At 64.4% G+C, this 13,978-nt stretch carries 14 protein-coding genes; 9 read left to right on the top strand and 5 right to left on the bottom strand.

Annotation, left to right across the window (positions count from 1 at the left end; all coding sequences use genetic code 11):
- Positions 1–86: 86 nt before the first annotated feature.
- From QSV46_RS15605 to QSV46_RS15595, 3 genes are read right to left on the bottom strand one after another with little or no spacing between them, the layout of a single operon-like run.
- On the bottom strand, positions 87–2,900 hold the full coding sequence (locus QSV46_RS15605) for a DUF4159 domain-containing protein (RefSeq protein ID WP_314952668.1): 2,814 nt from the start codon (positions 2,898–2,900) through the stop codon (positions 87–89).
- Positions 2,897–3,841: a DUF58 domain-containing protein gene (locus QSV46_RS15600; protein WP_314952666.1), complete on the bottom strand. Its 945-nt coding sequence runs from the start codon at positions 3,839–3,841 to the stop codon at positions 2,897–2,899. Before QSV46_RS15600 ends, QSV46_RS15605 begins: the two co-directional genes overlap by 4 nt.
- Positions 3,841–4,839, bottom strand: coding sequence for a MoxR family ATPase (locus QSV46_RS15595; RefSeq protein ID WP_314952664.1), 999 nt, complete (start codon positions 4,837–4,839; stop codon positions 3,841–3,843). The genes QSV46_RS15600 and QSV46_RS15595 overlap by 1 nt, the downstream gene beginning before the upstream one ends.
- Before the next feature lie 289 nt (positions 4,840–5,128).
- On the opposite strand from QSV46_RS15595, the gene QSV46_RS15590 reads away from it, so the two are divergent.
- The 6 genes from QSV46_RS15590 to QSV46_RS15565 all read left to right on the top strand — a co-directional run bounded on the left by QSV46_RS15590 (position 5,129) and on the right by QSV46_RS15565 (position 10,230).
- Positions 5,129–5,740: a DUF1285 domain-containing protein gene (locus tag QSV46_RS15590; RefSeq protein ID WP_314952662.1), complete on the top strand. Its 612-nt coding sequence runs from the start codon at positions 5,129–5,131 to the stop codon at positions 5,738–5,740.
- On the top strand, positions 5,737–6,408 hold the full coding sequence (locus QSV46_RS15585) for a CoA pyrophosphatase (protein ID WP_314952660.1): 672 nt from the start codon (positions 5,737–5,739) through the stop codon (positions 6,406–6,408). The genes QSV46_RS15590 and QSV46_RS15585 overlap by 4 nt, the downstream gene beginning before the upstream one ends.
- Positions 6,405–6,668 (top strand): DUF6111 family protein, encoded by a 264-nt coding sequence (locus QSV46_RS15580; RefSeq protein ID WP_314952658.1) that lies wholly within the window; start codon positions 6,405–6,407, stop codon positions 6,666–6,668. Before QSV46_RS15585 ends, QSV46_RS15580 begins: the two co-directional genes overlap by 4 nt.
- 10 nt (positions 6,669–6,678) lie before the next feature.
- Positions 6,679–7,935 carry a CCA tRNA nucleotidyltransferase gene (locus QSV46_RS15575; protein ID WP_314952656.1) on the top strand — a complete coding sequence of 419 codons (1,257 nt, stop codon included), beginning with the start codon at positions 6,679–6,681 and terminating at the stop codon, positions 7,933–7,935.
- 56 nt (positions 7,936–7,991) lie between these two features.
- Complete coding sequence (locus tag QSV46_RS15570; protein ID WP_314952654.1) at positions 7,992–8,702, top strand: sulfite exporter TauE/SafE family protein; 711 nt, start codon at positions 7,992–7,994, stop codon at positions 8,700–8,702.
- Between the two features lie 247 nt (positions 8,703–8,949).
- Complete coding sequence (locus QSV46_RS15565; protein ID WP_314952652.1) at positions 8,950–10,230, top strand: amidohydrolase/deacetylase family metallohydrolase; 1,281 nt, start codon at positions 8,950–8,952, stop codon at positions 10,228–10,230.
- Between the two features lie 549 nt (positions 10,231–10,779).
- Here QSV46_RS15565 and QSV46_RS15560 read toward each other — a convergent pair.
- Entirely contained in the window at positions 10,780–10,968 is a 189-nt protein-coding gene (locus QSV46_RS15560) for a hypothetical protein (protein ID WP_314952650.1), read from the bottom strand.
- Positions 10,969–11,179: 211 nt separating this feature from the next.
- On the bottom strand, positions 11,180–11,455 hold the full coding sequence (locus QSV46_RS15555; RefSeq protein WP_314952648.1) for a hypothetical protein: 276 nt from the start codon (positions 11,453–11,455) through the stop codon (positions 11,180–11,182).
- A gap of 86 nt (positions 11,456–11,541) precedes the next feature.
- On the opposite strand from QSV46_RS15555, the gene QSV46_RS15550 reads away from it, so the two are divergent.
- The 3 genes from QSV46_RS15550 (at position 11,542) to QSV46_RS15540 (ending at position 13,309) form a co-directional block, all read left to right on the top strand.
- Positions 11,542–11,817: a hypothetical protein gene (locus tag QSV46_RS15550; protein ID WP_314952646.1), complete on the top strand. Its 276-nt coding sequence runs from the start codon at positions 11,542–11,544 to the stop codon at positions 11,815–11,817.
- A gap of 154 nt (positions 11,818–11,971) precedes the next feature.
- Complete coding sequence (locus QSV46_RS15545; RefSeq protein ID WP_211398841.1) at positions 11,972–12,148, top strand: hypothetical protein; 177 nt, start codon at positions 11,972–11,974, stop codon at positions 12,146–12,148.
- A 261-nt stretch (positions 12,149–12,409) separates the two neighbouring features.
- Positions 12,410–13,309, top strand: a complete 900-nt coding sequence (locus tag QSV46_RS15540) for an alpha/beta hydrolase (RefSeq protein ID WP_314952643.1) — start codon at positions 12,410–12,412, stop codon at positions 13,307–13,309.
- Positions 13,310–13,978 lie beyond the last annotated feature (669 nt).

The raw sequence follows: 13,978 nt of genomic DNA, 5'->3' as shown, positions 1-13,978 counted from the left end.
CATGCCGTGCGGCAAGGCGTGGATGGCCGGGACAAGCCCGGCCATGACGGCTTCATTTTGGCGGGCATTCAGCCTCAAACCCCGCATTATTGCCCCAACCGTTCGATCAGGGCCGGTGCGTGCACCTGGTCGGCCTTGTAGTTGCCGGTCAGCGTGTACATCACGATGTTGGCGCCGGCGCGGTAGGCGAATTCGCGCTGGCGGGCGTCGCCGCCGGACATCGGCAGCATGAACTGACCGTCGAGCCGCTGGGCCCAGGCGCCGGCCAGATCGTTCGAGGTGATGATGATCGGAGAGACACCGTCGCCGCCGCGCGCCGGCCGCTGCGCGCTGTCGTCCTCGTCATCGCGCGGCAGGGCCTCGACCCAGGTCTGGCCGGTGCTGAAACGGCCGGGGAAGTCGCGCAGCAGATAGAAGGTCTTGGTCAGCACGTGCTCGCGCGGCACCGGCTCGAGCTCGGGCACGTCGAGCGACGACAGGATCTGACGCAGCGTCTGCATGCCCGGGGTCTGTGCGGCGCCGTTCTCGCCGGGCGGCGCCTCGATGGCGTCGCGGGTGTCGAACAGCACGGTGCCGCCCTGCTTCATGTAAGCGTCGATCCTGTTGATGGCATCCTGCGGCGGCTTGGGCGCGCCGGGCACGATCGGCCAGTAGATCAGCGGGAAGAAGGCGAGCTCGTCGCGTCCGGGATCGATGCCGACGGGATCGCCGGCCTCGAGCGCGGTGCGCTGCGCCAGGAACTGCGTCAGTCCCGACATGCCGGCCTTGACGATGGAATCGACGTCGGCATTGCCTGTCACGACATAGGCGAGGCGGGTCTGCGACACCGCCTTCATCGCGAACTCGTCGGACGCGCTGTCGGCATGCGACGGCGCGGGCGAAAGCGACACCAGGCCTGCGAGCGCGAGTCCGACCACGATCATGGCTGTCGCGGCGCGCCGGCGCAGCAGCGCGGCGATGCCGCCGCCGAGCACCGCGACGATGATGGCGTCGATCAGGAACAGCGCGAGCGCCGTCGACAGCAGCCAGCCGCGCAAGTCGTGCGGCTCGGCATTGGTGTAGGTCGCGTGCCGGGCGCGCAGGCCGGCGGTGTTCAGCGCGGCGATGCGGTCGGAAGCGGCGAGCGTGTTCACGGCAAGCGGTCCTTCTGCCGGACCATAGAAGCCGGGCGGATGATCGGGCGTGGCGCGGTCGCGATAATCCGCCGGCAGCGGCTTTGCGGTCGCCGGTGGGGGGCCGAACGCACCAAAACCGTCGAGGATGTGCAGCGGCGCCACCGTCTCGGCGGTCGCCTCGCCCGCGACCCCTGGCCCGGGCTTGGCGGTGTAGCCGGACATGTCGACGACCCGGCGCAGCATTTCGACGAAGGTGCCCGACATCGGCAGATCCGACCAGCGCATGTCGGCGCTGACGTGGAACAGGCTGACCACGCCCTTGCCGCGATGCTCGCCGGTGACGAGCGGCGTGCCGTCTTCCAGCGAGGCCCAGCTCCTGGTGGCGAGCACCGCGTCGGGCTCGGCCAAAACCTGCCGGCCCACCGTGACGTCCTTGGGGACCGCGACGCCGGCGAAGGGGCCGTCGGCCGCGAAGGCGGCGAGGTGCTGCGGCTTCTCCCAGGTCAGGCTGCCGCCGAGGGTTCGGCCGCCCTTGCGCAGCTTGACCGGAACGAGATCGTCCTCGGCCTGCGCCAGACGGGGACCTGCGAACCGCACCAGCACGCCGCCCTGGTCGATCCAGGCGTTGAGCCGCTCGCGGATTTCAGGGGCGACGGTGCCGACATCGGCAAGGATGATCATCGGCAGCTTCTGGTCGAGGAATTGGGTGATGCCCTGCTGCGGCGAGCCCCGGTCGGCCAGCCGCACGTCGGCGAAAGGCGCCAGCGCGCGGGTGAGGTAGAAGGTCGGCGCCAGCAGCGGCTGCGCGGTCTCGCTGGTCGCGCCCGAGACGATGCCGATGGCGCGGCGGCGCCAGCGCTTGTCGAGCAGCTGCACCGCGCCGGCGGAGCGCTCGCCCGAGATATCGAGCCGCGTGATGTCGTTGCGCAGCTCGACCGGCAGGTCGAATGACGCCTCGGTTTCCTTGTCCTGCGGGCCGAACGCGTAGCGCGCCTCGCCGATCGGGGACGCCTTCTGGTCCAGCGCGCGCACGGTGCCGACGGCGATGCCGCTGTCGGTGCGCAGCACCTTCACCGTCATCCTGGCGGCGGCGTTCTCGGCGGCGACCAGCGCCAGCGGGGAGGAGGTGCCGCCTTCGAACACCGTCAAGCTGCGATCTCCGATGGTTTTGCCGAGGCCCTGCACGAAGTCTTCGCCGCGGCCGGTGTCGACACCGTCCGACAGCCAGGCGATCTCGCAGTCGCCGGTGGCCTTGAGGAATCGGTCGATCGCGGTCAGAATTTCAACGCGGTCGATCGAATAGGGCTTTGGCGCGAGCTGCCGCAGCGCGACGCGCGCGGCACCCGCCGGCATCAGGGTGATGTCGCGGTTCGGCTCGGACAGCGGCACCAGCGCGATCGCGCGGCGGTCGTTGTCGGCATTGGCGATCAGTTCGTCGGCGGCCCTGACCCTGACGTCCCAGTGCGACGCGGCGCTCCAGCCGTCGTCGAACATGATCATCAGCGGCGCCTTGCTGCCGGCGAGGCCTGTTTGCGGATTCCAGATCGGGCCGGCGGCGGCGAAGATCACCAGCGCGGCGGCGAGCAGCCGCAATGCGGTCAGCCACCACGGCGTCCGCGAGGGCGTCTCTTCCCTCGGCACGATGTCAAACAACAGGCGCGTCGGCGGAAACTCGATCCGGCGCGGCCGCGGCGGCATCACGCGCAGCAGCCACCACAGCACAGGCAGGCTGACGAGGCCGATCAGGAGCAGCGGTTGGGTGAAGGCGAGCGGCAATCCCATCATGCGGCCGGCCCCGCCTTGATCGTCGTGGTGCGGGCGCCCGACTTGCTCACCTGCATGCCGGCATGCAGGAACAGCAAGAGCTCGGCGGCGGAGCGATCGGTCGTATGTGTCGTGAACAGCCAGTCGAGCTTGCTGGTCTCGGCGCGGATCTGGTCGCGGTGCAGCGCGAGCCTGGCGGTGTAGTCCTGCGCCCAGCTCTCGGCACGGCCGGCGGTGATCACGCCAAAACCTTCCGGCTCGACGAACTCGACGCGGCCCGAATAGGGGAATGTCTCTTCGGCGGGATCGACGACCTGCACCAGCGTGCCATGCGCGCCGGAGCCGGACAGGCCCGCAAGCGTGGTCCTGATCTCCGCGATCGGCGACCAGAAATCCGACAGCACGATGGTCTCGGCGAGCGCGGAAGGGACGAAGGACGGCGGCAGGCTGAGGCGGTCGGCATCGTCATGCAGCATCGCCTGCGCCATCTTGTCGATCACGCTGCGGCTTGCGGTCGGTGCCATCAGGCCGGGAATGCCGACGCGTTCGCCGCCCGAGACCAGCAGCTCGGCCAGCGCGAAGGCGACGATCAGCGTACGCTCCAGCTTGGATTCGCGCGCGGTCTTCGAGGCGAACGCCATCGACGGCGAACGGTCGGGCCAGATCCAGATCGTGTGCGAGGCTTCCCATTCGAGCTCGCGGACATAGAGATGGTCGTCACGCGCCGAGCGCCGCCAGTCGACGTTCTGCGCTGGCTCGCCCGAGACGAAGCGGCGGTATTGCCAGAAATTTTCGCCGGAGCCGGCGCGCCGCCGCCCGTGCAGGCCGTGGATGACGTTGGCGGCGATGCGGCGGGCCTCGAGCACCAAGCGCGGCAAGGAAGCTGCGAGCGTGCGGCTTTCGCCATCGGCACGTCGGATCGCGATGATCTCCTTTGCCGTGTGCCCGTTCTCCGCAGCCATCAACCGATCCGTGTCTTCAACTGCCGGATCACCTCCGGAATCGTGCGGCCTTCGGCGCGCGCCTGGAACGTCAGCGCCATGCGGTGCTTCAGCACGGGCTCGGCGAGGTCGAGCACGTCGTCGATCGACGGCGCGAGCCGTCCGTCGATCAGCGCGCGCGCGCGCACGGCGAGCATCAGCGATTGGCTGGCGCGCGGGCCGGGACCCCAGGCGATGAACTTGCCGGTCTCGCCGCTCTCCTCGCCCGGACGGGCCGAGCGCACCAGCGACAGGATCGCCTCGACCACGGAATCTCCGACCGGCAGGCGGCGGATCAGCCGCTGTGCCGTGATCAGCGCATCCGCGCTCATCGATCCCCGCGCCAGCGTCTCGTCCACGCCGGTGGTCTCGAACAGGATGCGGCGCTCGGCGTCGCGATCGGGATAATCGACGTCGATCTCCATCAGGAAGCGGTCGAGCTGGGCTTCGGGCAGCGGATAGGTGCCTTCCTGCTCCAGCGGGTTTTGCGTGGCGAGCACGTGGAACGGCTTCGGCAGATCGTGGCGCGCGCCGGCCACCGTGATGTGCTGCTCCTGCATCGCCTGGAGCAGCGCCGACTGGGTGCGCGGGCTGGCGCGGTTGATCTCGTCGGCCATCAGAAGCTGCGCGAACACGGGACCTGCGATGAAGCGGAAGGCGCGCCTGCCGGCGGTGCTCTCGTCGAGCACTTCGGCGCCGAGAATGTCCGACGGCATCAAATCGGGCGTGAACTGGATGCGCTTGGCGTCGAGACCGAGCGTGACGCCGAGCGTCTCGACCAGCTTGGTCTTGGCAAGGCCCGGCACGCCGATCAGCAGCGCATGGCCACCGGAGAGGATGGTGACCAGCGTGTTCTCGATCACGCGGTCCTGGCCGAAGATGACGGAGGCGATCGCTTCCTTTGCCGCGCGGATCTGGCTCGACACCTGCTCGGCCGAACGGACGATTCCGTCTTCCAGTTTCTCGACACTCTCCGCCATCCGTTAGCTCCTTCAGCCTGCCATGCGGCTCGCTTGCGTTGTCAGGTCGTCAATTGCCATGTCATCACAAGTCATCACATGGGCCCCATGCTAGACTTGCAGGAAGGCCATGTATTCGTTGAATTAACCTATCCCCACCTTATCGGCTTGGGGTTATGTAGGGCATCACGAAGTGGCGACCTCCACACCGGACAAATCCGGGAATGGAACCGCTTGGCGATATACAACGTAAACCTGCACCAATCGTGCCAAATACCAATCGTGCCAAATGACAAAGTCAGGGCAAACCATGGCGAACCAAGGGCAGAGCGCCGATCGCGGACTTGAGGGGCTGACCGCCGCCGCCAAAAGTGCTGCCAGTGCCGAAGGCGCCAAAAAGGGCCTGCCTCCGGTGCATCTGTGGAATCCGCCGTTTTGCGGCGATCTCGACATCCGAATCGCGTCCGATGGTACTTGGTTCTACATGGGGACGCCAATCGGGCGTTACGCGCTGGTCCGGCTGTTCTCGACCATCCTGAAGCGCGAGGGCGACAAGCACTTTCTCGTGACGCCGGTGGAGAAGGTCGGCATTCGCGTCGACGACGCGCCGTTCATGGCGGTCGAAATGCGTGAAGACGGCGAGGACAACCATCGCGTGCTGCGCTTCCGCACCAATGTCGACGACTGGGTCACCTGCGATGCCGCGCATCGGCTGCGCTTCGAGCAGGCGAAGGACGGCGGGCTGACGCCCTATCTGCACGTCCGCGCCGATCTCTGGGCCAAGGTCACCCGCGCGCTCTATTACGATCTGGTTGACATGGGCGAGGAGCGGATGGTCGATGGCCAGCCGATGTTCGGCATCGAGTCGGCCGGCGAATTCTTCGCCATGGCCGACGCGGACGAGGTGAGGGCCGCGCTTTGAACAAGCCTGTACTGAAGAACCAGCCCGTCGCGATCGGCGCGGCGGATTTCTTTGCCCGCTCGAAGGCGAGGCTCGGCTTCGACGTTCCGCCCGGCCTCTACGATCCGAACATCATCCCCGCTTCGGGTGATCCCGGCACCGACAAGATGCTCGAGATCATCGCGCGCGAGCAGCCGGTGCGGCCGGCGGCGGTCCTGATCGCGGTGGTCGATCATCCCGAGCCGACCGTTTTGCTGACGCAGCGCTCGGCGCATCTCAACGACCATGCCGGCCAGATCGCCTTTCCCGGCGGCAAGATCGACGCGACGGATTCCTCGCCGCTCGATGCGGCGCTGCGCGAGGCGGAGGAGGAGGTCGGGCTGTCCAGAGACTTCGTCGAGCCGCTCGGCTATCTCGATCTCTACGGCACCGCTTTCGGCTTCCGCATCCTGCCGACCGTCGCCAGAGTGCGGCCGGGCTTCGCGCTCACGATCAACCATTCCGAGGTTGATGACGCCTTCGAGGTGCCGCTATCCTTCCTGATGAATCCGGTGAACCACCAGGTCCACAGCAAGGAATTCCGCGGCATGGAGCGGTCCTACTATGCGATGCCGTTCGCGGAGCGCTACATCTGGGGTGCGACGGCAGGGATGCTGCGTGTGCTGTACGAGCGGATCTATTCATCATGATCCGGCCGATTCTGACCGAGATCGGAATCTTCCTCGTCCCCTTTGCCGTCTATGCGCTGTTCCTGGCCGCCACGCGCTCCGGCCTGTTTGCGCGATCGTCCTGGCCGGTCGCGGTCGTCGCGCGCCTTGCGCTCGCCGCGATCGTGCTTGTCATCGCGGGGCTGATCGGGCTTGCGCATTTCTCCGGCGCGCCGCCGGATTCGACCTACGTTCCCGCCCATATCGAGAACGGCAGGCTGGTGCCGGGCGTGGAAAAATAGGGACTGGACGATGAGCGCAGAGCCGTTACTCGCAAATGCGCCCTGGCTGACCTCCGGCGGGACCGCGCGCGTCCTGGCACTGCTCAATGCCGATGGCGAGGAGGCGCGGGTGGTCGGCGGCGCCGTGCGCAACGCGCTGCTCGGTCTGGTGCCCGTCGACATCGACATCGCGACCACGGCGCGGCCCGACGAGGTGATACGGCGCGCCAGGGCTGCGGGCATCAAGAGCGTGCCGACCGGCATCGACCACGGCACCGTCACGCTCGTCATCGACAGCCATCCTTACGAAGTCACGACGCTGCGCGAGGACACCGAAACTTTCGGCCGCAAGGCCAGGGTCGCATTCGGCCGCGACTGGGTGAAGGACGCCGAGCGGCGCGACTTCACCATGAACGGACTGTCGGCCGATGCGGCAGGCGTCGTGCACGACCATGTCGGCGGCATCGCGGATGCCAAAGCGCGCCGCGTGCGCTTCATCGGCGATCCCGACCAGCGCATCGCCGAGGATTATCTGCGCATCCTGCGCTTCTTCCGCATTCACGCCGCCTTCGGCGCCGGCGAGCCCGACCGCGACGGCTATCTCGCCTGCATCCGGGGCCGCGCGGGTCTCGCTCACCTGTCGGCCGAGCGGGTGCGCATGGAGATGCTGAAGCTGCTGGTCGCGCATGGTGCGTCGGCCGCCGCGGTCGCGATGGCCGATGGCGGATTGCTGCAAGCGCTGGTCGGCGGCGTCGTCTATACCGGACCGCTGTCGGCAATGATCGCAATCGAGCGCGAGCTCGGCCCGCCCGCAAGCAGCACGCGGCGCCTGGCCGCGCTGACGGTCGCCGTGACCGAAGACGCGAGGCGCGTGGCGACGCGGCTGCGGCTCTCCAACGCCGAGGCCAAGGCGCTGGATTCGATGGGGCACCGCTGGTGGCGTTTCGCCACCAAGGACGAAGCCAAGGCGCGGCGGCTGCTCTACCGGCTCGGCGCGGAGCGCTATCACGATCGCGTGCTGCTGGGCTGGGCGAGGAACGGCGGCGACGTCGGCTCGTCGCGCTGGCGTGCACTCGCCGAGCTGCCGCAGCGCTGGACCGCCCCGAAATTTCCGCTTCGTGCCGCCGATTTCATCGCGCGCGGCATGGCGGAAGGACCCGCGCTCGGACATGTGCTGACGCTCGCCGAGGACGCTTGGCTTGCGGCGGATTTTCCCCTAGAGGAAGCCGCGCTCGCTTCCATCGCCGATCAGGCTGCGGCACGCATCAGCCGCGATGAGAAACATTGACCATCGTCTCGGGCTTTGCCGACATCTCGATTTTCCAGCTCCTACTGGTCGGGTAGATGGCGTTGTTTGCGTCCGTTATCGGTGGTCTCGCCGGCTACGGCACCGGCGCCCTGATGCCGCTGGTCCTCGTGCCGCTGGTCGGCGCCGAGCCCGTGGTCCCGATCATCGCGATCTCCGCGATCTTCACCAATTCCAGCCGCGCGCTCGCCTATCTCCGTTATGCCGATCGCCGCCGCGCGCTGATCGTGCTGGCCTGTGCAGCGGTGACGACCGCGCTCGGCGCCTACGGCTACACGCGTCTGACCAATGCCGGCGCCGCGCTCGTGATCGGCGCCATGCTGATCCTGAGCGTGCCGCTGCGCCGCGTGCTGCGTCGTCGCCAGCTCAAGATCGGCGACGCTGGCCTTGCCGCCGGCTCGGTCGGTTACGGCGTGCTGGTCGGCGGCACCTCGGGCTCCGGCGTGATCCTGCTCTCGCTGCTGATGGCCGCCGGCCTCGAAGGCGCCGCCGTGATCGCGACCGACGCGATGATCTCGCTCGGCACCGGCCTCATCAAGATATCGGTATTCGGCCTCGCCGGCGCGGTGAATGCGCAGGTGCTCGCCCTTGCGCTGCTGATCGGCGGGATTGCCATTCCCGGCGCGTTCCTCGCCAAGGCTTTCGTCGAGCGGATGCCGGTGCATATCCACACCGCGATTCTGGATGTGGCGGTGATTACTGGCGGTCTGGTGATGATCTCGGCGGCGGCGAGGCAGTTGATAGCATAGGCGACCACGCGAACGACCTGCGCGGCCTGGCGAATCCGCCGGCTTAGTCGACGGTTGTCAAGGAAGGTTCATGCAATTCTGGAATATTTCGCGGCTCCTCAGCGCACGTGTGTCGTCATAGGATTGGATCATCCGGGCGAACAGGCTTCAGTCCTGATCGGATTCAGTTGAAGCGTACGTTGGTGCCGGAGGCGGATCTGCTTCAAAAGCCGGCCGTACCTACGAATGAAAAGCACAGGGGGGCATCATGTCAGCGTTGTCACGCCGCGATTTCCTTGCACTTTCGACATCCGCCGCAGCTGTTGGCCTCGCCGCACCCTCGCGAGCCGCGATGGGGCCGACCGATAAGTACGATTTGGTGATCCGCGGCGGCGAGGTACTCGACCCCAGCCAGTCGCTGCGCGCCAGACGCGATATCGGCATCCGCTGGGGCGTGATCGAAGCGGTCCAGGAGACGATCCCCGCTGAGCGCGCGCTGAAGAGCATCGACGCGTCAGGCAAGCTTGTGACGCCCGGTCTTATCGATCTGCACTGTCACGTCTATCCCTACGGTTCAGCCATCGGTATTCCCGCCGACGAGTTGGTGCAGTTTCAGGGTACGACAACCGTCGTGTCGGCGGGGGACGCCGGGGTCAACAATCTGGCGGCATTGCGCCGATTTATTGTGGCCCAAACGCGGGCGCGGATGTACGCCTTCGTCCACATCGCCAACAATGGCCTGTCGGCCTTCCCCGTCGCCGAGCTATACAATATCGACACCGCGCAAACCGAAGCCTGCGCGATGGCCCTGGCCGAGAATCCGGACTTCCTGCTTGGGGTCAAAGTGCGCATGTCGGAGAACGTGGTTTTCAAGCACGGGCTCGAGCCGCTCAAGCGCGGTATCCAGGCCTGTGAGATGTGCGGCTGGCCGGCGAAGATGATGGTGCATATCGGCGGAGTCGAATCCAAGGAGCTGATGTCGCAGATTCTCGACTTGCTCCGCCCGGGCGACGTGCTGACGCATGCCTATTCGGGTGCCCCGAACATGTCGAATGCCTTCACGAATATCGTCCAGGAAGGCAAGCTGCTGCCTGCGGCGCTGGCGGCCAAGCAACGTGGCGTCATGTTCGACGTCGGTCATGGCGGCGGCAGCTTCGATTTCACCGTGGCGGAAGTGGCGATCCCCGGTGGATGCACGCCGGACACGATTTCCTCCGATATCCACGTCTTCTCCGGCAATTCGCCGGGCATCCCGTTTCTTCCCAACGTGATGAGCAAGTTCATGGCGCTTGGCTTCACGCTGGAGCAGGTGGTCGCAATGGCCACGATAGCCCCGGCGAAAATCATCAGTCGTGCGGCCAAAATTGGCACTCTGCAAGTCGGTGCGCCCGGCGACGTCGCCATCATGGAGTTGGTGGTGGGGCCGGTCAGCTTTGTTGACACCCGCAACAACAAGCGAGACGGGAAAGCTTATCTCAAGCCGATCCAGACCGTCATCAACGGTGTGCCGTTCGGCCGGCCCTATCAGGCGCCGTTCGCAGTGAGATAGGGAGCGAGAAAGCGCCGGAACCGAAAAGGAGCGCGCCCGCCGCACCTCGGCAATATTCTTGATTACCGCCGCGGCTTTATGCGGGAAAAGCAACCGTCGCAGGGCGTTTGGCGTTGAATGGCATGCAGCGCATAGCCTTGATCGCATTCTTGTTTGCCCTGGCCGTCGCAAAGTGGGGCGACCGCAGCGAAGTGCATACTGCAAATCGCAGCCAATCCGACCAGACCGTCGGACTGGTACACTGACGGCCCACTACGCGGACCGGAGCGCAGTTTTTCCCCGTCTCGCTGGCACGAGCATGCGTCCGCTCGTCGGCTCGGGTGTGAGCCTCCTTGCTCCGGGCAACATGCCTGGGGAACGACCGTTCCTGATGCTCCCATAGTCAAGGCTCCCGGTCCGAGACCGGGAGCCTTGACTGGCACGAGGGGTACATCCGCCCTGACGTGCCGTAACGCTGGAGATCTCGATCTCGGACGAAGCTTCTCCTGGTGCGACGCCTAAGCTTCGAGACCGGCACGCTGGAGCAACCCGCGTCGGCAGAGGCCGTTCCTACTGGTGTTCGCGGAGCTGCCGCTCCAGGTCGATCGCCTGGTCGGCATTGTAGGCGCGTTTCAGCAACGAATTGCGTTCCTGCCCGGGAGGCTTCTGATCGGCCTCCTCGCGCAAGTTCATGGCGAACTGCGCCAGCCTGGCTTCGAGAGAATCTGTTTGCCTGAATCGTCGCCTGCGCTTGATCAACGTTGACACTCCCTTCAGTCGTCGGGAGTTGTATCTCCGCCGCAATGCAGGCCGCAGGAACATAAGTTAATATGTCCATGCAGTCTTTTTTTGTCCGGTCGTATCAAATGTTACGGTGGGCGAGCGGCCCGGCGGCTGGTCCGATCATCAGAATTGTCTTCGGGCGGCTACCAATTGCTGTGACAGTACACTTAAAACTCAGACAGCGGCTTCACCGCAGAAGCGTCGTGAGTTCATAGACGGCGACAGCCGTTCCGAGACAGCGCCGCCAGGGGTTGACGCCGCGAACGATCTCGTCGGCGGCCCAGACCAGAAGTCCGCCCTTGACGACAGCCGCAAAGGCAACGCTGACCTGACCTGACGAGGGCCAGATCCAGAGCAGAAGCGCCGCCACGATCACGATCCACAGCACGAGATTGGGCCACTGCGCGACCGTGATGGCGCCAGTCACGCGATTGCGGAAAAACCAGTTCAGGATCTTGCGCACGATTCTCGTATGGTTTGAACCATCTGCCGCGTGTTAACAACCAAGCGTTGGGATCGTTGCCATAACAAGCCGATCGGGCAGAGATCATGTTCGACGTTCTGATGAACCTCCTTATTCTGTCTTTCGGTTTTCCCGCCATCCCATGGCTTTTCGGGTCCCAATGGGGATCGAGAGGCGTTTGGTTCAGTACAGGATTAGCCGTCGTCTTCCTGCTATGTCTTTTTCCAATATTGCTTTGGGTTACATGCGGTGCCTGTGGGCAGGGCGCGATCGCCATCTTCGTGCTGGGGCCGGTCTGGATTGTTTCGGCATTGCTCACGGTGACTTCGGCGGCGCTGGCACACTACAAATTCGCGCACTGATCTCCGCAAGACCGCGAAGACGCGGGGGTAACATGCTTCCCACAAGCACGCGACAGACGCGATTGAACCGGAACGGACCTCGTCAAGCGTACACACCCGTTGCAGACGATCTGTACAACACGTACCGTCGCCGATACCGAAGCAAGGAACCCCAATGACTGATCGAGAAAAGATTCTGATTGCCCTTCGCGAAAAGCCCCTGAAGACTTTCGAAATCATGAAGCGCGTGAACATAAAGAACCAGGACGACTGCCAATCGCTTCTGTTGAAGATGCGTGACGACGGTGCCGTGAAGTTCGACATTCACAAGGGAAACTGGCGCGTTGCGTGACGTTCGCTTGGTCACCGACGGCGGGTAGAGCTGCCTCCAATTGCCTTTCAGCACAGGGAAAGCGATTAGCTGCTTTCGGGCAGTTTTTCTTTTGGCGGTAACTTCCATTAGTCACTTCAGACATGGCCTTGGGCTGCGGGATGCCCGTTCGTACGGGTAAACCTGTTCGAAGGGAATCAAGGCGCCGAGTTGCGAAATCGACCGATTGGAGACAATCTGCGGGAGATTTGACAGGCACCTCGAATTGCCAAGGAGGCTGTAATGCCCGTGAGGAAAGCATTTTCCTTTCCCATTTTTGCGGTGATTGGTTTGGCGCTTGTGACCGAGAGCGCCGTGGCTGACGAACTCAAGCGGGTATCAATCAACGGCTATGAGCTTGCTTACGTCGAGCAGGGGCAGGGGGAACCGGTAGTTTTCGTTCACGGCGGATTGCAGGACTATCGTATGTGGCGCGCGCAGCTTCCAAAATTCGCGTCCCGCTATCGTGCCATCGCGTACAGTCGTCGGAATAACTATCCGAATGCAGTGAGCCCGGAAGGCACCCCGGATGGCGCGGCAGATGTGCACGGCGAGGACCTCGCGGCGTTGGCGAACGCTCTTGGTTTTTCAAAAATTAGAGTAGTGGCACATTCTTCGGGAGCGCACGCAGCGCTGTTCTTTGCCGCCAAACACCCGGACATGATCGTCAGTCTGGCCGTGAATGAGCCGCCAGCCCTCGGTATGCTGAGCGGCCTCCCAAACCGGGCGGAGATTTTAAAGGAGTTCGCCGGCTTAGGGGCCGCCAGAGAAGCTCTCAAGGCCGGCGACGTCCAACGCGGCATCCCCATGTTTGTGGATGTGGTCGGCGGCCCGGGAGCCTATGAACGCCGTTCGGATGCTGACAAGAAGATGAATCTGGACAACGTCTCGTCGTACCAGGCGGATGCCATCAAGTTGCCGCGACCAATTTTCACATGCGAGATGGCCAAGGCGATCACGGCGCCCACGCTTCTGTCTGATGCGGAACGCAGCCCACGTCTATTTCATCACGTCCTGGATCAGCTGGAAGATTGCTTGCCAAACCGAGAGAGGGTCGAAATTCCCACGAGTTCGCACACCGTTACGGTCGATAATCCCAACGCCTACGAGCAGGCCGTCCTCGCATTCTTCGCAAGACATTAGCAGTGCGCTGCCATGGCAGATGCGCCAGCTTGTGGGCCGTGGGAGATATGCCGGGCGGTCTGACGATGTTCATTCACAGAGTTGGACCGGAAGAACGGTACGCGGCCAAAGTGACGCGATTGACCCGAAGCGGACTCTGTCGCGCGTTCGACTGATAATTATAGGTTCGGATGCTCAATCGAGGGGAACGGCTTCGAACAGGCCGAAGCTTGCGCCGTCCATAAGCGGCCCAATCCGCACCAGCCGGAAACCTGCGCGGTGTAACAGGGACCGATACCATTGCTAAAGCCCTTTGCTGCGGTGTGGTGGCAAGCTTGTCAAAGATGCAGCAGTGCTGTCCTTTTGACCCCCAAATCCATGGTGATAGTGTTGTAAGGGCGGTCTGTCCGGGAGGACACAATGCGATGGTTTGACCGGCTGTTTGGAAGGGCGTCGGCGCCTGCTACCAGACTCTTTGCGAGATTTAGGCGGAAATCGCGGGCACCCACAGATCCTGATCTTCTGAAGATTGCCAAAGACCGAAAAGGGCATATTTCGCGAAGAGCCGTGAGAGATGAATATAACCGGCTGCTTTTGGAGAAGTACGCGCACGACAGGTCCTGATCTTAATCTCATCCGGTAGTTCCACTGCGTGCCAGCGAAGCTCTTCGTCTCGGCGGCTTCTTTCTC

This window comes from Bradyrhizobium cosmicum (assembly GCF_032290525.1).
In the GTDB taxonomy this organism is placed as follows: Bacteria; Pseudomonadota; Alphaproteobacteria; order Rhizobiales; family Xanthobacteraceae; genus Bradyrhizobium; species Bradyrhizobium cosmicum_A.
This window is presented reverse-complemented; position numbering and strand designations above follow the sequence as displayed.